Below are 19,372 nucleotides of genomic sequence, written 5' to 3' on the forward strand. Positions count from 1 at the left end.
GTTATTTAGAATTCTGCGATCATCCTTGCGATGAATTGATTCTGAGGAACTTTCACATGAACAACCTCTTGCGCCTGACAGCCGCAAAGAGTGCTGCGTTCTCTTTTTGTATGCGTTTTTAACCCCACGACTTCTTTCGCCGCTGACGATACGCCAAAGATTGGCGGTTACTTTGGTGAAACGGGGATACACTCCGATTTCAATGAAATTCGTTTCGGCCTGCTCTCGTATGACACGGGTGCATTTTCCAGCAAAGACTACGATGGCGCAGTCGTCAATGGCGAGTTCTTATTCGCATCGCCGGATTTTCTGAGTTCTATAGGATCACCCCGGCCGTATATCGGTTTCGACGCGGCTATAGAGCATTTCCAGCAAAAGTGGAAACCGGTTTTGCGCCCGGAAATGCGTAAAAACAAATAGATAGAGCGGCTCCAGCGATTCCATTTAAACAGGAACCGCTCTAGCGGACGATCCCATCCATTTTGTGTATGGCGGTTTGAACTGGGATTTCCGCCTCTACAGAAAGCTTTATTTCACCGCAAGCGTTGGCGCCGCGGTGACAACCGCGAAAGAACTGCACGATCCGGACGGTTACAAAGCCGTGGGGTGCCGTGTGCTTGTTCATCTCAGAGCCGGCCTTGGCTATGACTTCGACGAGAACTGGACTGCGCAGCTTTACGCCGATCACTTCTCGAACGCGAACCTCTGCAAGGAGAATAACGGCGCGGAGGCAGCCGGGATTCGGATCGGTTATCGTTTCTGATCGACGCCTGTGGGAATTCCCAGCTCTCTCTGGTCCAAATTCGGGGACACCTCAACCGCCTTGGCCGCCACGACAACGGAATCGATCCAGGAGCTATCGATCCAGAAGCGATGATGGCTATCTTTCATGATCCATATTTTTCGGACTCATGTCCGCATTGAAATTTTCCAGGGAAGGCATGACCAGCGCGGGGCGAAGATCGAGTGTCTTCAGGCTTTCGATATAGCGGTCCATGATTGCTTCGCGCTCTTCCGGCTTGAGATACGGGATGTGCCAGCCGATGAACGGTTCAAGGACCTCGTAGCCCACATAGGCAAGTGTGCCTTGCAAAACGGGACGCAGCAATTGCTTGATGGGACCATGAATGGCCCCTTCCCCGAACATATCTTCGCGACCGCCCAGAGTGAGGCCGACAAAGGCGCGTTTGCCGACCATGCCGCCCGCATTATAGATCCTGCGCCCGCCGTAACAAAGACCGGATACGAGGACGCGGTCGATCCATCCTTTCAGGATTGCCGGTGTTGAGAACCAGTAGACGGGGAAGTTGAAGATAAGCAGATCGGCATCCTGCAACTTGTCCAGTTCGGCGCGAATATCCGGCGCAAGGGAACCTGCTTCAACATTATGGCGCTGCTCAAGCGCATAGGTCAGATATTCCGGGTTGCGACGGGTATCGAAGTCGGCGGCGCTGGCGACCGGGTTCCAGCCCATGGCGTAAAGATCGGAGTGAACCACGTCATGGCCAAGGCCACGCATGACATCGACGGAAGCCTTCGCCATGGATGCGACGAATGAGTTCGGCTCCGGGGTTGCGCTGACAACGAATACCTTCATTGCTATTTTCCCTTCCAGACGGGGTCGCGCTTTTCGGCGAAAGCCGTGGCGCCCTCCAGATGATCTTCCGAGCCGTAAAGAACGTCGACTGTCGCCAGCTTGCGCCGCATGACGAGATTCATCATGGTCTGGAAATCCTCGCTTTCGGCGCGGCGAACGGTTTCCTTGATCGCGGCGTAAACAAGCGGCGGACCGGAAGCGAGCAGCCGGGCGATCTCCCACACGCGGTCTTCGAGCTTGTCCTTCGGCAGCACCTCGTTGACAATCCCCCAGCGATGGGCTTCCTCCGCATCGATCCAGCGACCGGTCAGCAGCAATTCCATGGCGATGTGGTACGGAATGCGCTTCGGCAGTCGGATCGACGCGGCGTCTGCGATGGTTCCGGAACGGATTTCCGGCAGCGAAAAAGAAGAGTGATCGGCAGCGTAGATCAGATCGCAGGAAAGCGCGAGTTCGAAGCCACCGCCAGCGGCCATGCCGCTGACGCAGCCGATGACCGGCTTGTTCAGGTCGCGCAATTCCTGAATGCCGCCAAAGCCGCCAATTCCATAATCGCCATCGATGGGAGCGCCTTCAGCCGCCGCTTTCAAATCCCATCCGGCACAGAAAAAGCGGTCACCAGCCGTTTTGAGGATGGCGACGCGCAATTCGGGATCGTCGCGAAAGGCCGCGAAGGTTTCGCCCATCAGCCGCGATGTCGGGAGGTCGATGGCGTTGGCCTTTGGCCGATCCAATATAACTTCGAGAATGGCACCTTCGCGACGGGTCGTTATGGCGGCTTCAGCTTGCTTGCTCATCCTATTTGCCTTTCCATACCGGTTCGCGCTTTTCGACCGCCGCACGCGGCCCCTCCAGCGCATCTTCGCTTTCGATCAGCGCTTTGAAGAGAGGGAAAGCGCCGCTGCGCATGGCCGCATAACTTTCTGCCAGGCTCATATGCTCGGCGAGGCGCGTCGTCTGTTTGGCGGCGGCAACCGAAAGCGGGGCAGAACACAGGATGCGCGCCGCAAGTGCGCGGGCAGCAGGCATAAGTTCAGCCTGCGGAACGACGTCGTTGACCAACCCCCACCGCTGGCAGTCCTGCGCGGTGAAACGCCGTCCGCCGTAAAGAACCTCATTCGCTATGACCTTCGGAAGAAGTTTCGGCAGGACGAAAGAGCCTATATCCGGCAAAACGCCAAGCGAGGTTTCCGGCAACCAGAATTGCGCATGATCGGCAGCGACGATGAAGTCGGCGGTCAGGAGTATTTCAAAACCCGCACCGATGGCATAGCCGTTGACGGCGCAGATGACGGGCTTTTCCAGACCCGCCAGTTCCGAAAAGCCATAGATGCCGCCCTGACCATAGTCGGCGATATAGCCGTCTCCGCCTGTCGCGGCTGCTTCATTGAGATCCCACCCGGCGGAAAAGAACTTTTCTCCGCCGCCGGTGAAGATCGCTACGCGCAGGTCCGGATCGTCGCGAAAGGCGGCGAAGGCGTCGCCCAGTTTTCGGCTGGTTGGCTGATCGATGGCATTGGCCTTGGGCCGATCGAGCGTGATCTCAAGGATCTGGCCGTTGCGGGTGATTTTTACGGCATCAGTCATCATGCTCTCCGGTTACGTATGAGGGCGTCGACGGCAATGGCATCGTCAGCGGTGACGATGAGCGGGTTGATATCCAGTTCTTCGAGCACTCCGGCCTGCGCGAGCGCGTAATTGCCGAGTTTCCATGCGACCTCGACCGCCGCTTCGATATTCGCCTTCCGCCTGCCCCGAAAACCGGTCAGCAGGGGCGCGGAACGCAGCGAGAGAAAGGCTGCGCGGATTTCATCGCGGCTGGCAGGCAGAAGCAGCGCGCGCGTATCATTCCAAAGCTCGACCATCACACCGCCTGCCCCAATGGTTAGATAGAGGCCGAATTGCGGATCGCGCGCTATGCCGACGATCAGTTCCGCAACTCCGTCCCGGACCATTTTCTCGACCAGAAAATCGCATTCAAGATGGGCAAGCGAGTGGGCGGCGGCTCGAACGTCCGCGGCATTCTGCAAATTGAGGCAGACCGCAGCCATTTCGGTTTTGTGAAGCAGCGTCTCACCCACCCCCTTGAGAACGACCGGATAGCCAAGCTTGTCGGCAAGGGCGACGGCATCGTCAGCGCTTGCGACGACGCCACCTTGCGGGGTCATCACACCGATTTCACGCAAGACAGATTTGGACGACCATTCGTCCATCGCCACCGCATCGACGGCGGACGCTGACGGCTGGCGAGCCAGCATCGCGGTCTGCGGGCGCGACCAGACTTCGCCAATCCATGCGGCATTGGCCGCAGCGGTCAGCGCCGTGGCAAGGCCCATCATCGGCGCTATGCCAACGGCAAGCAGACGCTCGGCATGCGCTTCCGTCATGTTTTCAGGCAGGCTGGTAACGATGGCGAAACGCCCGCCTCCCGCCTTTTGCGCCGTGATCGCCGCTTCAAGCGATGTTTCGCAACCATTGTCCACGCACCGATCGCTGCGCGGGAAGTCGAGCACCAGTATCGTCAGGCCGAAATTTGCGTCCAGCATGGCGCGATAGGTCGCCGTCAGCGAAGGGCCATTCCCCCATGTAAAGGTGTGATAATCGAGCGGGTTCGAGATGGTGACCATATCGGGCAAGGTGGAGCGCAGTTTTGCCGTCTCAGACGCCGTGAGCGGTCGCAGATCAAGCCCCTCCCGCAGCGCAAGGTCGCCAACGAGAGAAGCTTCGCCGCCCGAACAACTCATCGAACCAAGGCTGTTGTCCGGCGAGGGGCCAAGCACATGAAGCAGCTTCAGCGTCTCGACAAATTCTTCGAGCGTCCGTGCCCGGATGACGCCGCATCGGGCGAAGAAGGCATCGGCAAGTGTGTCGGCTCCCGCGAGTGACGCGGTGTGGGAAAGCGTCATCGCCTGTGCCGCGTCGGATGTCCCGACCTTGATCGCGACAACGGGCTTTTTCATCTTCCGCGCCTTCATGAAGACGCGTTCCAGCCGCGCAATATTGTCGAAGCCTTCGATATGCAGCCCAAGAACGGTCACACGCGGGTCTTCGAGCGCAGCCTCCGCCAGTTCCGAAAGTCCGGTCTGCGCCTGATTGCCCGCAGTCAGGACATAGGCAATCGGCAGCCCCCGGCGCTGCATGGTGAGATTGATTGCTATGTTGGAGGACTGCACGACGATAGCCGCACCGCTTTCCACCCTCTTGCCACCATGCTGGTCAGGCCATAACAAAGCACCGTCGAGATAATTGATGAAGCCATAGCAATTGGGGCCGAGGATTGGCATTTCGCCTGCCGCAGCCAGTAATGCCCGATTGCGCTCAATGCCGTCGGACACTTCGCTGAAGCCGGATGCGAAACATACCGCGCCCCCGCTGCCGCGCTCCGAAAGCTCGCGAACAATATCAATCGTTCCATCGCGGTTTACGCCGATGAAGCTTACATCGGGCGCGCCGGGAAGGTCTGCGACCGAACGGTAGCAAGGGAGATCGTCGATGGTGTCGCGGGTGGGGTGGACCGGCCAGAGTTCGCCGTCAAACCCCAGTTTCCGGCATTGCCTGAGTACCGATGTGGACCATCCACCGCCAAAGACAGCGATGGAACGCGGCCGCAGGACACGGGAGAGATTTTTCCGGGTCACGATCAGGCTCCAAGCGGGCGGAGGAGATCGCGAGCGATGATATGGCGCTGGATTTCGCTGGTGCCGTCCCAGATTCGTTCCACACGCGCATCGCGCCAGAAACGCTCCAATGGCAAGTCGTCCATTAGCCCCATGCCGCCATGCACCTGAATGGCGCGGTCTGTGACGCGGGCCAGCATTTCCGACGCATAGACTTTGGCCGATGCAATCTCGCGATTGGCGGGCAGTCCCTGATCCAGACGCCATGCGGCTGCCAGTGTCAGCCAGTCTGCGGCATCGATTTCCGTCACGGAATCGGCAAGCTGGAAGCCGATGCCCTGAAAGCGTCCGATGGGCTGGCCGAACTGCTTACGCTGCGCCGCATATTCCACCATCATGTCGAACACACGGCGCGCGCGGCCCACTGCCATCGTCGCCACGGTGATGCGCGTCGCATAAAGCCAATTGTTCATGACTGCAAAGCCGCCATCTACCTCGCCCAGAACCTGCGCGTCGGGAATACGGCAGTCGTCGAATTCCAGGATCATGTTTTTATAGCCGCGATGGCTGACCGACTTGTAGCCCTCGCGGATGGTGAAACCCGGCGTTCCCCGGTCAACCAGAAAGGTGGTGATCTTCTTCTTCGGTCCCGCGGAAGTTGGCTCTTCGCCTGTCGCCATGAAGACAATCACGAAATCGGCGTGCTCCGCGCCTGAAATGAAATGCTTGGTGCCGTTAAGCACCCAGTCTCCGCCATCGCGGCGGGCATTGGCTTTCATGCCGCGAATATCCGAACCTGCATCGGGCTCGGTCATGGCCAGGGCGTCCATCCGCTCGCCGCGCACCGCAGGCAGCAGGTATCGCTCTATCTGTTCGCCCTGACACGCCATCAGAATATTCTGCGGGCGACCGAAGAAATGGGTGAGCGCCATCGATCCGCGCCCAAGTTCGCGCTCCACCAAGGCGAATTCGAGATGGGACAGGCCGGGACCGCCTGCGGATTCGGGAAAGTTGCTGGCATAGAAGCCGAGTTCTATCGTCTTCCGCTTGATTGCCTCGCCGATCTCCTGCGGCACATAGCCGAGCCGTTCGACGGTCGCTTCATGAGGATAAATCTCATTCTCGACAAAGCTTCGCACCGTCGAGACGATCATGTCCTGTTCTTCAGTCAATCCGAAATGCATGGCTTCCCTCCCGTTACCTGCGCTGGCCTTTGATCTAAGGCGTCGTTATTTCTATAAGCGCAGGCCGCCCGGACTGTCGGGCGCGACTCAACGCCTCGGAAAGTCGGGCAAGGTCAAGCGCTCCCGGTCTGAGCGCATCCTGACTGTCCCCGTTCGTAAGGCAGATCTGTTCGGCGGACATGCCATAGGCTTCCGCGAGCTTGACGAAATCGGGTGCGGACGGGCGCACGCCAATCGGCGTGATGTCACGGGAAAGCATGTAGTCCTCGATTTCCTGATAGCCGTGATTGTTCCAGACGAGGAAAATGACGGGGACTTTTTCATCCACGGCTGTGCCGAGCGTTCCAAGACAGAACTGGAAACCGCCATCCCCCACCAGACAGATGACCGGTGCGCCGGTCTGCGCGAGGCTGGCTCCAATTGCCGCCGGGGGACCAAAACCCAGAGCGCCGTAGCCGGTTGCCGCATTGAACCAGCTCCGTGCGAAATCCGTTTCGAAGAACAGATTGCCTGCATAGGCCAGTTGGGTGGAATCGCCCACGATGATGCCGCCGGGGATGGCGTCCCGAACGGTGCCCAGAACTTCGATCAGCGACTGCATCTTTGGCGACAGGGAGCGGTAGGCCGCATCCATGGCCACCGATGCGCGATCCTTTCCGGCATCGCGCCGCGCTTGCGGCAGATGATGGAGGGCGGCGACAAGCTCCTCCATTATCCGGGCGGCATCGCCTGTGATTGCAAGCGTGGCCGGATAGCTGGTTGCCGCAGCATCGGGGTCGATGTCGATGCGGATCATGCGTGCTGGCGGCTTAAACCCGCCGTCGACATACATGTCGTAATCGGTCGGCCCGAACTGGGTTCCGATGGCAATCACAAGGTCAGCTTCCGCAATCAGTTGGCGGATCGGCGGCAGGCTCGGGCTTGCGGGCACCATCAATGGATGACGTCCGAGCAGGCCGCGGGCATTCGTTGTTGTGACTACCGGCGCGTCAAGGGCTTCCGCAAGGGCCAAAACCGCTTCACACGCCCGGTTTGCACCACCTCCGGCGAGGATCAAAGGGCGGCTTGCCGCAGCGCACAGGGTCGCGGCTTCATTGATTTTCTCGATATTGGAACCGGAAGCGGTGTCTTCCTGCGAGGCATTGCCAACCAGTCCCGAAACAGAAGCTTCCATAAGGTCCGTCAGAATTTCAATATGGACAGGGCCCGGTCGCCCGGATTGCATTCGGGCGAAGGCCCGCTCGATCAGTTCTGCAATGTCATCGGGATTTTCCAGCCGTTCCGACGACAAGGCTATCGTTCGCATCGTTGCGGACTGGTCGGGCAGTTCGTGCAGATATCCGCGATAATGTCCGTGCGTGTGGCGGGCATTGACACCTGAAATAACCAGCATGGGGATCGAATCCGCCCGCGCCTGCGCCATCGGCGTGATGGCGTTGGTCAGTCCGGGACCGGTGATCAGCAGGCACACGCCGGGCTTGCCCGAAACCCGTGCATAGCCATCCGCCATGAAGCCTGCATCCTGCTCGTCACGCGGCGTCACATGCCGGATGTTCGAACCGGCAAGCCCCCGATAAAGCTCTGCCGTATGCACGCCGGGAATGCCGAAGACCGTATCGACTCCGTGAGCCTCAAGGAGATGGATCAGAGCTTGCCCAACTGTCATTCGAGAGGTCATGACACAAGCCTCTTCACGCGATGGTTCAGGCTTCGCACAAAACGCGCAATGCGGTCGCAGGCCTCGGCGATACGCTCTTCGGGGATGGTGAGGCTCATGCGCACCAGATCCTTCGCAGCCTGACCGAACGACGCTCCGGGCATTGTCGAAACATAATGTTCCTCAAGCAGCCGGCTGGCGAATTCCTCGCCGTTGAGGCCGGTGTCGCTGACGTCGAGCAGTATGAACATTCCGGCTTCCGGCATCAGCGGCCTGATCCCCGCGACGTCACTCAGCCGGTCGAAGATCAGTTCGGAACGCGCCTTGTACTCAGCCCGCATCACGGCGGCGGTCGACAAATCATGCGTCAGCGCATAAGCGGCCATATCGGCGATGAATGGCTGTCCGCCAAACAGCATCGATTCCGAAAACGGCAGCAGCCTGTGGCAGAATTCCTCGGAGCCAACCGCCCAGCCTGCGCGAAAACCCGGCGCTGCGTGCGATTTGGATATGGACGACACGACAATCGCACGATCCGCCATTTCGGGAAGGTCGAGCGGTGAGGCAAAAGCGGCGCCAAAGGTCAGCTCTTCGTAAACCTCGTCGCAGACAACCCAGAGGTCGTGCCTGCGGCAGACTTCGCTGATGGCGGCGATTTCCGGCTTTGTGAGCACCGCGCCCGTCGGATTATGCGGATTGTTGAGAAGGAGGACACGGCATCCGGGCGTGATCGCCGCTTCAAGCGCTTCCGGGCGCAGGTGAAAGCCATCTTCGGCCCGCAACGGAACCGGGACGATATCGGCTCCGGGCGCGCGCACCACGCCTTCATATGTCGCATAATAAGGGTCTGGCACGAGCACCTTGTCGCCGCTTTCGACCAGTCCGGTCAAAACGGCATAAAGCGCGGTCTGGGTGCCCGGAAAATAAAGCACGTTGTCGGTCGTGATCGTGCGGCCCGTGCGTTTTGAATATTTTGCAGCAAGCGCCGCCAATATCGCCGGCTCGCCGCGACCGTTCGAATAGCGGGTGCGGCCTGCGCGCATGGCGTCGTTGCACACATCCAGCAACCGGGGATCGGGGGCGACGTCCGGCTCGCCGATGGTCAGTTCGATCACCGGATGGCCAAGCGCACGCAATTCGCGACCGCGTGCATGGACCTGCCACTTGTCCGACCCCAGTCCTGCCAGTCTATCGGTGATGGAAGCATATCGCATGTCAATGTCTCGGAAGTGGGGGCACGGCGGGAAGCTCGATGCCCAGAAGCGCGCCGATTGAGCTTAGTCCGATGCCTATTTGCATGGTGTCGTCGATTTCATCCGCGCTGAGACAGCCTTCGATCCAGAGGCCGTCGATCAGCGCATTGACGGCGATGGCAAGGCGGGCACATGTCTCAGCGCTCGCTTCCCGGCCTTCCGCCGACAAAACCTCCGCGATCAGGGTTTCCGTTGCCCGGCGGAAAGCGAGATAGCCTTCGCGGTGTTCGCGTTCCAGATCGGGATCGAGATGAACCTGACTGACGAAAGTCGCCCAGAGCGAAAGCATACGCGGGTCGGCCACGGAACCGCCAAGGCTGGCGGCGATAAAGCGGGTCAGCCGGTCATGCGGCGTTCCGCCGTCCGATTCCAGAATGCTTAACGCCGGCACGGTCATCATCTCGATCATGCGCCGATAGGCAGCCGCGATGAGATTGGCCTTCGAGGCGAAATGATGCCGGATCAAGCCATTGCTCACGCCCGCACGCGCCGCCACGGCGCGAACTGTCGTGGCCTGTATTCCAAGGTCCGCGATGCAGTCGAGCGTAGCCTCTATCATATCCGTGCGGCGATCGAAGTCCGGTGCACGTCGAAACGATGTGGTCATTCTTCCCTCCCCTCATATGCGACTATGCACTTGCATAACAATTATTCAAGTGTATAGTCTTCGTCAAGGGAACGGTCGGCCGCTTATCGACAAGTCGAACAAGAACTTCGAAGCGGCTGATAATGACACTATCCAGATGGCTCGCAGCGGATCGTCCGCCTCCGGGCCAAGGGAGGTATGCACCGCATGAGTCAGGCCGAAGAGGCGATCTCTGTCGTCGATCTTCACAAGCGTTTCGGTGATCTCGAGGTGCTTAAAGGCGTATCGCTCAAGGCAAATGAGGGCGACGTCATCGCGATTATCGGCGGATCGGGGTCCGGCAAGTCGACCTTCCTTCGTTGCATCAACATGCTGGAATTGCCCAGTTCAGGGTCCGTCACCATTCACGGCGAGGCCATTGCCATGAAAAGCGATGGCAACGGTAGCCAATCCCCCACTGACAGAAAGCAGATCGAGCGCATTCGCACGCGGCTTGGAATGGTGTTCCAGAGCTTCAATCTCTGGCAGCATATGACCGTTCTGGAAAACGTCATCGAAGCACCCGTCCATGTTCTGGGCGTGCCGAAAAGCGAAGCTATCGACCGGGCCGAGGCTCTCTTGAAGCGCGTCGGGCTCTTTGAGAAACGGGATGTCTATCCGGCGTTCATGTCCGGCGGCCAGCAGCAACGTGCCGCAATCGCACGCGCGCTCGCAATCGACCCTCTGGTCATGCTGTTCGATGAGCCGACCTCCGCGCTCGACCCCGAACTCGTCGGCGAAGTCCTCACGGTCATTGGCGATCTGGCCAAGGAAAAACGCACCATGATCCTGGTCACGCATGAGATGAAATTCGCCCGCAAGGTCGCCAATCACGTTGTATTTTTACACGATGGCCGGATCGAGGAACAAGGGCCGCCGGAAGACGTTTTCGGAGCCCCCAGATCCGAACGATTGAAAAAATTCATCAGCTCAACGCACTGAAAATGGGAATGGGAGGAGTACCAGTGAAGCGTCTTTTAGCAAGTCTCTGCATCGGTGTAACATTTGCTGTCGCCGGTGTCGCGGTGGCGAGTGCCGAACAGATGAAGGTCGGCATTGCAGCCGAGCCATACCCGCCCTTCACCTCGCCCGATGCTTCGGGCAAATGGCAGGGCTGGGAAATCGATTTTGCCGATGCCGTGTGCAAGGAGGCCAAGCTCGATTGCGTTATAACGCCTGTCGCATGGGACGGCATTATTCCGGCTCTCACCACCAGCAAGATCGACATGATCGTCGGGTCCATGTCGATGACGCCCGAACGGCTCAAGACGATCGATTTCTCGGATAAATATTATAATACGCCGACAATCGTCATCGGCACCAAAGACCTCAAATTCGATGCGACGCCCGACGGACTGAAGGACAAGATGATTGGCGTGCAGGTCTCAACGATCCATCAAGCTTACGCGATGAAGCATTTCGCACCGGCTGGCGCGACAATAAAGGAATACCAGACACAGGACGAAGCGAACAACGATCTCACCGCCGGGCGCATCGACGCCGTGCAAGCGGATTCCCTCGCCCTGCGGGTATTTCTCGCGACGGATGCCGGCAAGGCGTGCTGCGAGGAGAAGGGTACGGTCGCGCAGGATGTCGATGTTCTCGGACCGGGCGTCGGCATCGGTTTGCGCAAGGGCGATACGGAACTCAAGGACAAGCTGAACGCAGCAATCAAGGCAATCCGCGCCAATGGAACCTACGATACCTTCACCAAAAAATACTTCGATTTCGACATTTACGGCCAGTGAACGTCATTGCCAGCCGGCATCCGGTCGGCTGGCGCCCTGATTTCAGCATGATCGGAACCGGCGATGGATGCACCCTTGATTAACTGGAGCCTGCTTGCTCTCGATCCGCCAGGATGGGGCGGCGTGCTTTTGCAGGGGTTCTGGCATACGCTGCAAATCGCCGTTGGAGGCTATTCGCTCGGCCTGTTGATCGGCATGTTCGGCGCATTGGGCAAGCTCTATGGCGGTCCGGTCATGCGCGACCTACTGGAAGTCTATACGACCGTGGTCCGGGCCGTCCCGGAACTGGTGTTGATCCTGATCCTCTATTACGCCGGCACCGATCTGTTGAACCAGATGCTTGCTCTATTCGGCTTTGGCAGAACCGATATCAGTGGGCTGGCAGCCGGAATTTTCGTCATCGGCGTGGTACAGGGCGCTTATTCCACGGAAGTCCTGCGCGGCGCCATCAAGTCCATTGCTCCCGGCCAGATCGAGGCGGCGCGTGCTTTCGGGATGCCAGCGTCAAAAATGCTCCGGCGCATCACAATACCGGCAATGCTGCCTTTCGCGATACCGGGCCTCGCCAATCTGTGGCTTATTGCAACCAAGGACACGGCATTGTTGGCGGTCGTCGGCTTCAGCGAGCTTACGCTGGTGACAAGACAAGCGGCGGGCACGACCAAGCATTATCTGTTGTTTTTCATGACCGCCGGTGTGCTCTATCTTGGCCTGACCCTTGTTTCCAATGCCTTCATAAGCATCATCGAACGGCGCGCTCGCCGCGGCTTTGCACGGGTCGCCTGATATGAGCGTATCTTCCGCAACATTGGAAAACCATACGCCTGCGAAATTCCGGTTGGAACCGCATCGTATCGCGCTGATCGCCGTCGCAATCGCATTGTTCGCAGCGGCAGTGATATTTGGCCGTTGGGACTGGTTGCCGCGATATCTGCCTCGCCTGGGTTCCAGCATTCTCGTAACGCTCTTCATGCTGTTCGGTTCAGCGATCCTTGGATTTCTGCTGGCACTTCCACTCGGCCTGGCGCAAACGGCTGGGCCGTGGTGGCTGAACTGGCCCGCCAAGGCTTTCTGTACGGTCATCCGGGGCACGCCGCTGCTGTTGCAGCTCTGGCTGCTCTATTACGGTCTGGGGTCCTTGTTCCCGTCAATTCCCGGCATCCGCAGCTCGTTCCTGTGGCCCTATTTACGGGAAGCATGGCCTTATGGCCTTACAGCACTGACAATCTCCTTCGCTGCCTATGAAGGCGAGGTGATGCGGGGCGCTTTCGCAGGTGTTCCGTCTGGAGAACTACAGGCCGGTCGTGCTTTTGGCATGTCGCCATGGAAGATGTTTCGCCGCATCTGGTTGCCGCGCGCCATTCACCGCGCCCTGCCCACGCTGAACGGCGAAACGGTTCTTCAACTGAAGTCCACCCCTCTCGTAGCGACAATAACCGTTGTCGATGTGTACGGCGTCATATCCAGGGTGCGACAGGAAACCTATCTCACCTACGAGCCGCTTCTCCTGCTGGCCTTGATCTACATGATACTGACTGCCGCTCTCGTCTGGGCCTTTCGGCGACTTGAAAACCGAATACCGACGAGAGGCACCTGAATGCACGATTTTTGCTTCAGACACCAAAGCTTATCTCAAACGCGAGTGACACCATGAGCGCCGTTTATGAATTCAATGCAGCTATAGTCCGGTCACCGGGACGTTCCGTCGTCAATGGCTTGCGCGCCGATGACCGGGGCAATCCGACCTTTGAAGGCGTCAAGGCGGAGCACGAAGCCTATGCGCAGGCTTTGCGGGTAGCAGGCGTCGATGTGACCGTGCTTCCGCCGTTGGAAGACTTTCCAGACTCCATATTTGTCGAAGACCCGGCTCTTGTCTTTCACGAGGGGGCGGTTCTGTTGCGTCCCGGCGCGCCGTCGCGCATCGACGAAACGGCACAGATAGAGCCGGCTCTCCGCTCGCATTTTGAGAAGGTCGTGCCGCTTCCTTCGCCGGGCTTTGCCGACGGCGGCGACGTGCTGGTTACGCCAAAAACAGTGATGATCGGCCTGTCGGCACGCACCGACAAAAATGGCGCCGAGGGACTGCGCGCAGCACTCGGCGCACTCGGTCATGCTGCGGAGATTGTCGAGACGCCGAACGGCGTGCTTCATTTCAAGACGGACTGCTCGTTGCTGGATGAAGAAACAGTGCTTGCAACACACCGGCTGGCGGGGTCGGGCTTTTTTAAGGGGTTGCGGGAAATCGTAACACCGGAAGGCGAAGAGGCCGCAGCCAACGCGTTGAGAGTCAATGATGTCGTTTTTGTTGGATCGGACTACCCCAAAACCATCGAATTGCTCGATAAAGAGGGCTATACGGTCGTCGCCCTGAAGACAACGGAAATCGGGAAGATCGATGCGGGCCTGTCGTGCATGTCGCTCAGGTGGCGGCGATGATGCAGGTATCTAAAGCGTGTTGCGTTCAATTGTGCTCAAGCAACATGCTTTGGGTCTTGTTTTCACGCATGTCTCCCGAAACCGGTTCCTACTTTCGGGAGACATGCGTTAAGCACAGTCTTTTCGATCCTCGTTTCATTCCGGTCGCATCATGCTCTCACCAACTGCCGGGTTTCGATATCGAAATGTCCCGCTTTCTCAGACTGTGACTGCACAAGACTGGAGCGGGCCACTTTCGAAATATGTTCCTGATAGGAAAAATCTATCGGATCGGCAGGAACGTGCGATGCTCCGATCAACTGGACATCTTTCGGGGACATATCGAAGCGCTCCCTGAATGCCTTGTTAAACTGAGTGCCGTTGCGAAAACCACAGTGATAAGCAGCTTCCTTGAAGGAAATCGGCTTGCCAGGCTGAGTTAGAAGAAAGCGATACGCTCTATCCAGACGCTTCTCGCGAATGATCCTTGCGATGCCGCCATCAGCTTCGAACGCACGATACAGATGAGAACGGGAAACACGGAAACGCTGCAAGATCGATTGCGGGCTTAAAAGCGGATCGGTGAGATTCTCATTGATGTAATCGAGAATGCGGCTGCGCACGGGTTGGCTGATTGGAAGGTCTTCCAAAGGGTTGTTTTGCCTGCCGGTCAATCCCCCGCGAAGCAGAAACAGCAGGTTCTCTCGCACACCGCTGGCTTCGGCTTCAGTCAGTTCCCCCGCCGTTGAATAAAGACCCTCGATCAAACTACGGAGCAAGCGTGTCATCGGTGCGGCGCGCGGCAGGACACGCCCGTGAAGATCAGGCCAGCCGATTATCTTTTCCAGCGGTTCTCTGGGGACCATCAGGGTGATGCGGGATCCGGCCAAGGACTTGCAACGAATGGGCTTCGCGAGATCGATCAGGCATCGCCTTCATGCGCATGATGATCAGTCATGGATCGCTCCTTTTCGACAGCTTCCGACTGCATCCATTCCTCGGAAGAACACATCATACTGCGAATGCCGGAGGCGGCCTATGCCCTGCGATCGTCAGGCGTAGTTGGGCCGGGCATCGCGGGGCAGCTACCGCTGTAAACGCTTCCGCACCACATGCCGGCAAGCTGGCCCGTCGCCGCAGTCTCTATGATGACTTTCAGCGCGTTCGTCCGCGCCGCGTTCGCAATATTCACAATGGCGTCGGTAGCGGCAATGATGATGGGAATGTCTCTGTCTTGCAGCGACTTTCTGCCGGGACCTTCATAAACCAGAGCTTTCATCGCTGATCTCCTCTAGTGTGGTGAATCTGAAATTCGTATCACTTTGGAGCAGTGTTGCGAACGAATTTCAGATTCAAAGCCACACTAGCAAGATATTGAATCGAGTGTGATTTACGGATTTGAAGTTCCTAAACGTAGATGCCAGGCAAATGATAGGAACTTCAAATCCATCACACTAGTGTGGTGATTGGCAGCTTAACGTTTTGGACAATGTGGTCCTTGACTCAGATCAACTCGGCGATCACGATCCTGTGAGAAACGGCAAACCGCTTCGCAGGTGGTCTCACAGTGTTCACGGTCAGGCTCGCGCCCGTTTGATCTGCGTCAATGTTTCTACCTTTTGTGCGGGATATGGTTAAGCGAGCCAGCGCCAATAAAAGGACGTCTACCATGAGCTACAAATCCATACTGGTTAGCGTAAATATTGATGGTCCGATCAGCCCTGCGGTCACCACCGCGCTCGATATTGCCAGGCGGCATGGAGCGAGATTGATCGGGCTTTGCGCCGCAGACGTTGCATTACCGTTGACCGGCCCGGAAGGCACGTCGGAAGCCATTGATATCTGGCAACAGATGCGGGACGAAATCGAGACCCGGAAATTCAAACAGGTTCATGCCGCCTTCAAACAGTTCGTGGCCGGTTACGACAATGTCGAATGGCGTGAGGCTCTGGCGCTCCCCACTTCCGTCATAGTCGAAGCGGCGCGTTCGAGCGACCTTATCGTCATGGCAGCGCCCGACGAACAGTCGACCGGAGGCCATTATCGGCGTGTCGACCCCGCCGGTGTTGTTCTTCGATCCGGCAGGCCTCTGCTCATGCTGGATGGCAAGACCGACCGGCTGAAGACTGATAAAATCGTCGTGGCCTGGAAAGATACGCGCGAAGCGCGGCGGGCGGTTTCCGATGCAGTCCCTTTGCTGAAGGATGCAGTGGAAGTGATCGTGGTCAATGTTAGCGCAGAAGTGGGTCAACACGTTCGTGAAAGTCTGGCCGATGTCGTCGGCTTCCTGTCGGCGCATGGCGTCAAATCCAAATCGGAGTTTATCGAAGACCCGCACGAATATCTGGCATTGCTGAGGTTTATCGATGAGAGCAATGCCGATCTCGTCGTATCGGGAGCATATGGCCACAGCCGGCTTCGGGAATGGGCTTTTGGCGGAGTTACACGTTCGTTGCTGAGCGAAAACGGGATCAATCGCTTGCTGTCGAATTAGAGCAACGATCTGATTCAGTCAGATCGAAACGCGCGCGGTCGGCTGCGGAATCATCGATCCCGCAATTCGGCCAGGACGGCACCAATATCCGATGTCGGTGTCTTCGTAAGATCCTTGGCAAATTCCGCGACCACCACATGGCGTAGCGCGGGAGAGATCTTATGCCGCAAATTGCCCAGCATTCTTGGTTCGGCGACGATTGTGAGCTGGTCGAATTCACCGGCGGAAAGGCGATGTTCAAGCTCCTCCAACAACAGGCCCGCAAACCGCTCTTCCTGCTCTTTTTCAGGATCCGACGCATATTCCATGGCGGAGCGTCGTGTGCCATGCGAAGCGAAGCTGCGCCCCGGTCGATCGGACATGATCTCCCGCAACGATTTGTGATCTATCTCGAAAACCAGCTCGTTTGCCTCGTCATTGCCCCCCGCCGCAGGCGAACGAACTATGCGCGCACGCGCACCGTCGGCGATCAATACCCAATGCCTCTTCGCTTTCATAGGTCTGGACCTTTCGCTTGAGTTTATCGGCGGTTGCTATCTGTCTTGCCTGTCTGTTCGGCAGCTTTATGCAATGTCCCGATGACCTCTTCATCCGTAAGCTGCGGAAAATTATGGTAATGATAACCCAATGCGAAGAAGCGGGCCGGTCTGCTGAGACAGATGACCTGATTGGCCTCCTGTTTCAGGTCGCGTAGCGCTTCCGAACTCGCTACCGGGAGCGCTACGACGATTGCCCGAGGCGATCGTCGTTTGAGCGCACGAATGGCCACCCTCATGGTGGTGCCGGTGGCTGCGCCGTCATCGACAAGAATTACCGTACGGTCATGTACCGGTATCTGCGGGCTGTCGTGTCGATAGACCTGTTTGCGCCGTTCCAGCTCAGGACGTTTTTGATCGACGAGTATCTGCAGTTCCGCTTCATCTATGCCGTAAGCCTCGATCATTTCATGATTCAAAACGATATCGTACGGATTTCCATCCACAATGGCGGCCACGGCGAGTTCAGGATTGTGTGGCGCCCCGACTTTGCTCACGATCAGAATATCGAGGGGAACCCGCAGCGCCGTGGCTATGGGAAAGGCCACCGGAACACCCCCTCGGGGTAATGCCAGTACGACCGGATTCGGCAGATGAAGTTTGACAATCTCATCCGCGAGCATTTGACCGGCTTCTTTTCGATCCTCGAACATCGCGCTAATCCGTAGGCCACGATTCACACTGAGCTTTTTCTCCTGACCTTTCAAGCTGTCCTGGTACCAGCCCTTCCTCCCTCGCCGGCTGGATTGCCGGAAAGAGCGAGAGATAAAGAGCCGCGTGCCGCCACGGGATGTCATTGCGGCGGAGTATGCACCTTCCATGAAACGACAATTCAGGAAACAAGTTCCTTGACCTGGGTCAATTTGTTATCGCATGTCCGGTTTGTTCCTGCTCATACCGCGCGAAAGGCGCAGTTCCCCTGTCAGCGCAATTTTGTGCCATAAGCGCCAGGATACGGCTAGCTTGCCTTGTCGATATGGCCCAGGGATCGTGGACAATAGTATCGAGTTTGCAATACCATACAGCGTTTAAGCCATCTGGAACCATCCGATGCTGCTTGACCTGCATGGCAGCCCGCCCTTATGGAGCCAACACGCTGCATCAATGGATGGATGGCACTGGAAAACCAGTGTGCTGTTCGATAAATCATAAGGCAACCGCCGGTTCAGGGGAAAAGCATGACGAGTCATATCGATAGCTGCAATAAGCTTGTGCAAGGGCATCAATCCATTGGCTCAGCCAGCTATGAGCGGTCGTTCGGTCTGAACTTCATCCATGAGAAGGACCTTCTCGCAGATAACGATTATGGCCCCGAGATGCGCATTCTGCCCTGCCGATCCAAATTTGGCTTACGCAGCGGCCTCGCCGGAAAACGGGTGGCTTTGGTTGGAAACGGTGAGATACGCGACTGTGGTCCGCTGATCGATGCGCATGACGAGGTTATCAGGATCACGACCATGAGAGCATGGCAGGCCGATCCCGTTCACGATGGAACCAGAACAACCATATGGGCGGGACATCCCTGGATTGTCGTTCGACGGAACCCGGCAGGAGTACCGACCCCGAAGCCGAAATTCGAGCAATTGCTCAAGGAGGGAGTCGACATATGGGCCGCCTCCCCCTTTCACATTTCAGTAGACGCATACCGATGGCTGAAAATGGCGGGCTACTATGATGACCTGCTGGTGACGCCTGCACCAATGGATGTCTATGAGATAGCGTGCAGGAAAATGACGGCGGAATATCTTCAAGCGCTTTTTTCTATATCTCATCAAAAAGAAAACATCATAGGATTTCCCTATTTTGACCTCATACTAACGGGAACCAGACTTCTTCTCCTTCTGGAACTTAGCGGTGTGAAGGATATTTCATTATTTGGGTTCAACCTTTTTGACTTTTCTTATGAAAACGTCTGGTTCGGACATGATCTGTATTTTGATTACACCGCAATAAATGAAACAAAGAAAAGGATACTGGATTCTGGCGGTAAGTTTTATTGGCACGATGAGGAAAATACCCACGATAAAGCGAAATTACATAAGTATACATTGGATAGAAATATGCAAGCTTCATGATGTATCAGGGGCAGGACCTATTAGAGCGCATCCTTCGAACACCGAAATGCCGAGGCCGGAAATTGGCGATTGGCTCACGTCAAGCCGCTCAACCGGAGGAACCACCCCGTTTTTCGCGTCTTTCCTTGCAACTCTTGTCTTTTCAAGTGCCGTTTCCATCAAATCGACAGG

General features: G+C 57.4%; 21 protein-coding genes. 9 read left to right on the forward strand and 12 right to left on the reverse strand.

Translation table 11 applies throughout. The features are described from left to right. Positions 1-90: 90 nt before the first annotated feature. Both FHS76_RS04900 and FHS76_RS04905 read left to right on the forward strand, forming a co-directional pair. Positions 91-420, forward strand: a complete 330-nt coding sequence (locus FHS76_RS04900; protein WP_183649348.1) for a hypothetical protein — start codon at positions 91-93, stop codon at positions 418-420. 64 nt (positions 421-484) lie between these two features. Next, positions 485-763, forward strand: coding sequence for an acyloxyacyl hydrolase (locus tag FHS76_RS04905; protein ID WP_183648895.1), 279 nt, complete (start codon positions 485-487; stop codon positions 761-763). A gap of 117 nt (positions 764-880) precedes the next feature. Here FHS76_RS04905 and FHS76_RS04910 read toward each other — a convergent pair whose 3' ends face one another. From FHS76_RS04910 to FHS76_RS04945, 8 genes are read right to left on the reverse strand one after another with little or no spacing between them, the layout of a single operon-like run. Then, complete coding sequence (locus tag FHS76_RS04910; protein ID WP_183648897.1) at positions 881-1,597, reverse strand: NAD(P)H-dependent oxidoreductase; 717 nt, start codon at positions 1,595-1,597, stop codon at positions 881-883. A gap of 2 nt (positions 1,598-1,599) precedes the next feature. Further along, positions 1,600-2,394 (reverse strand): carnitinyl-CoA dehydratase, encoded by a 795-nt coding sequence (locus tag FHS76_RS04915; RefSeq protein WP_183648900.1) that lies wholly within the window; start codon positions 2,392-2,394, stop codon positions 1,600-1,602. 1 nt (position 2,395) lies between these two features. Continuing rightward, on the reverse strand, positions 2,396-3,184 hold the full coding sequence (locus FHS76_RS04920) for an enoyl-CoA hydratase-related protein (protein WP_183648902.1): 789 nt from the start codon (positions 3,182-3,184) through the stop codon (positions 2,396-2,398). Beyond that, a complete protein-coding gene (locus FHS76_RS04925; RefSeq protein WP_183649316.1) occupies positions 3,184-5,241 on the reverse strand; it encodes an acetate--CoA ligase family protein in 2,058 nt (685 codons plus the stop codon). The genes FHS76_RS04920 and FHS76_RS04925 overlap by 1 nt, the downstream gene beginning before the upstream one ends. Next, a complete protein-coding gene (locus FHS76_RS04930) occupies positions 5,238-6,398 on the reverse strand; it encodes an acyl-CoA dehydrogenase family protein (RefSeq protein WP_183648904.1) in 1,161 nt (386 codons plus the stop codon). The genes FHS76_RS04925 and FHS76_RS04930 overlap by 4 nt, the downstream gene beginning before the upstream one ends. A 34-nt stretch (positions 6,399-6,432) precedes the next feature. Then, on the reverse strand, positions 6,433-8,064 hold the full coding sequence (locus tag FHS76_RS04935; protein ID WP_235992573.1) for a 5-guanidino-2-oxopentanoate decarboxylase: 1,632 nt from the start codon (positions 8,062-8,064) through the stop codon (positions 6,433-6,435). Positions 8,065-8,072: 8 nt separating this feature from the next. Continuing rightward, positions 8,073-9,269, reverse strand: a complete 1,197-nt coding sequence (locus tag FHS76_RS04940; protein ID WP_183648908.1) for a pyridoxal phosphate-dependent aminotransferase — start codon at positions 9,267-9,269, stop codon at positions 8,073-8,075. A gap of 1 nt (position 9,270) precedes the next feature. After that, on the reverse strand, positions 9,271-9,915 hold the full coding sequence (locus FHS76_RS04945) for a TetR family transcriptional regulator C-terminal domain-containing protein (RefSeq protein ID WP_183648910.1): 645 nt from the start codon (positions 9,913-9,915) through the stop codon (positions 9,271-9,273). 186 nt (positions 9,916-10,101) lie between these two features. Between FHS76_RS04945 and FHS76_RS04950 the strand changes: the two genes are divergently transcribed. The 5 genes from FHS76_RS04950 (at position 10,102) to FHS76_RS04970 (ending at position 14,117) form a co-directional block, all read left to right on the forward strand. Then, complete coding sequence (locus FHS76_RS04950) at positions 10,102-10,875, forward strand: ABC transporter ATP-binding protein (protein WP_183648913.1); 774 nt, start codon at positions 10,102-10,104, stop codon at positions 10,873-10,875. Between the two features lie 101 nt (positions 10,876-10,976). Then, positions 10,977-11,681 (forward strand): transporter substrate-binding domain-containing protein, encoded by a 705-nt coding sequence (locus tag FHS76_RS04955; RefSeq protein ID WP_374828572.1) that lies wholly within the window; start codon positions 10,977-10,979, stop codon positions 11,679-11,681. Between the two features lie 63 nt (positions 11,682-11,744). Next, positions 11,745-12,467 (forward strand): ABC transporter permease, encoded by a 723-nt coding sequence (locus FHS76_RS04960; RefSeq protein WP_183648919.1) that lies wholly within the window; start codon positions 11,745-11,747, stop codon positions 12,465-12,467. 1 nt (position 12,468) lies between these two features. Next, positions 12,469-13,278, forward strand: coding sequence for an ABC transporter permease (locus FHS76_RS04965; RefSeq protein WP_183648922.1), 810 nt, complete (start codon positions 12,469-12,471; stop codon positions 13,276-13,278). A 53-nt stretch (positions 13,279-13,331) separates the two neighbouring features. Next, positions 13,332-14,117 carry an arginine deiminase family protein gene (locus FHS76_RS04970; RefSeq protein WP_183648925.1) on the forward strand — a complete coding sequence of 262 codons (786 nt, stop codon included), beginning with the start codon at positions 13,332-13,334 and terminating at the stop codon, positions 14,115-14,117. A gap of 149 nt (positions 14,118-14,266) precedes the next feature. Here the strand turns inward: FHS76_RS04970 and FHS76_RS04975 are convergent, their stop codons facing one another. Both FHS76_RS04975 and FHS76_RS04980 read right to left on the reverse strand, forming a co-directional pair. Continuing rightward, a complete protein-coding gene (locus tag FHS76_RS04975) occupies positions 14,267-14,986 on the reverse strand; it encodes a helix-turn-helix domain-containing protein (RefSeq protein WP_183648928.1) in 720 nt (239 codons plus the stop codon). Positions 14,987-15,132: 146 nt separating this feature from the next. Continuing rightward, positions 15,133-15,375, reverse strand: a complete 243-nt coding sequence (locus FHS76_RS04980; RefSeq protein ID WP_183648931.1) for a hypothetical protein — start codon at positions 15,373-15,375, stop codon at positions 15,133-15,135. 390 nt (positions 15,376-15,765) lie between these two features. Between FHS76_RS04980 and FHS76_RS04985 the strand changes: the two genes are divergently transcribed. Then, a complete protein-coding gene (locus tag FHS76_RS04985) occupies positions 15,766-16,590 on the forward strand; it encodes a universal stress protein (RefSeq protein WP_183648934.1) in 825 nt (274 codons plus the stop codon). Between the two features lie 50 nt (positions 16,591-16,640). Here FHS76_RS04985 and FHS76_RS04990 read toward each other — a convergent pair whose 3' ends face one another. Next, a complete protein-coding gene (locus FHS76_RS04990) occupies positions 16,641-17,087 on the reverse strand; it encodes a host attachment protein (RefSeq protein WP_183648937.1) in 447 nt (148 codons plus the stop codon). A 23-nt stretch (positions 17,088-17,110) separates the two neighbouring features. Beyond that, a complete protein-coding gene (locus tag FHS76_RS04995; protein WP_328700438.1) occupies positions 17,111-17,947 on the reverse strand; it encodes a phosphoribosyltransferase in 837 nt (278 codons plus the stop codon). A gap of 357 nt (positions 17,948-18,304) precedes the next feature. Between FHS76_RS04995 and FHS76_RS05000 the strand changes: the two genes are divergently transcribed. After that, a complete protein-coding gene (locus FHS76_RS05000) occupies positions 18,305-19,201 on the forward strand; it encodes a glycosyltransferase family 29 protein (RefSeq protein ID WP_183648940.1) in 897 nt (298 codons plus the stop codon). Positions 19,202-19,372 lie beyond the last annotated feature (171 nt).

It is taken from the genome of Brucella daejeonensis (assembly GCF_014199265.1).
Taxonomy (GTDB): domain Bacteria; phylum Pseudomonadota; class Alphaproteobacteria; order Rhizobiales; family Rhizobiaceae; genus Brucella; species Brucella daejeonensis.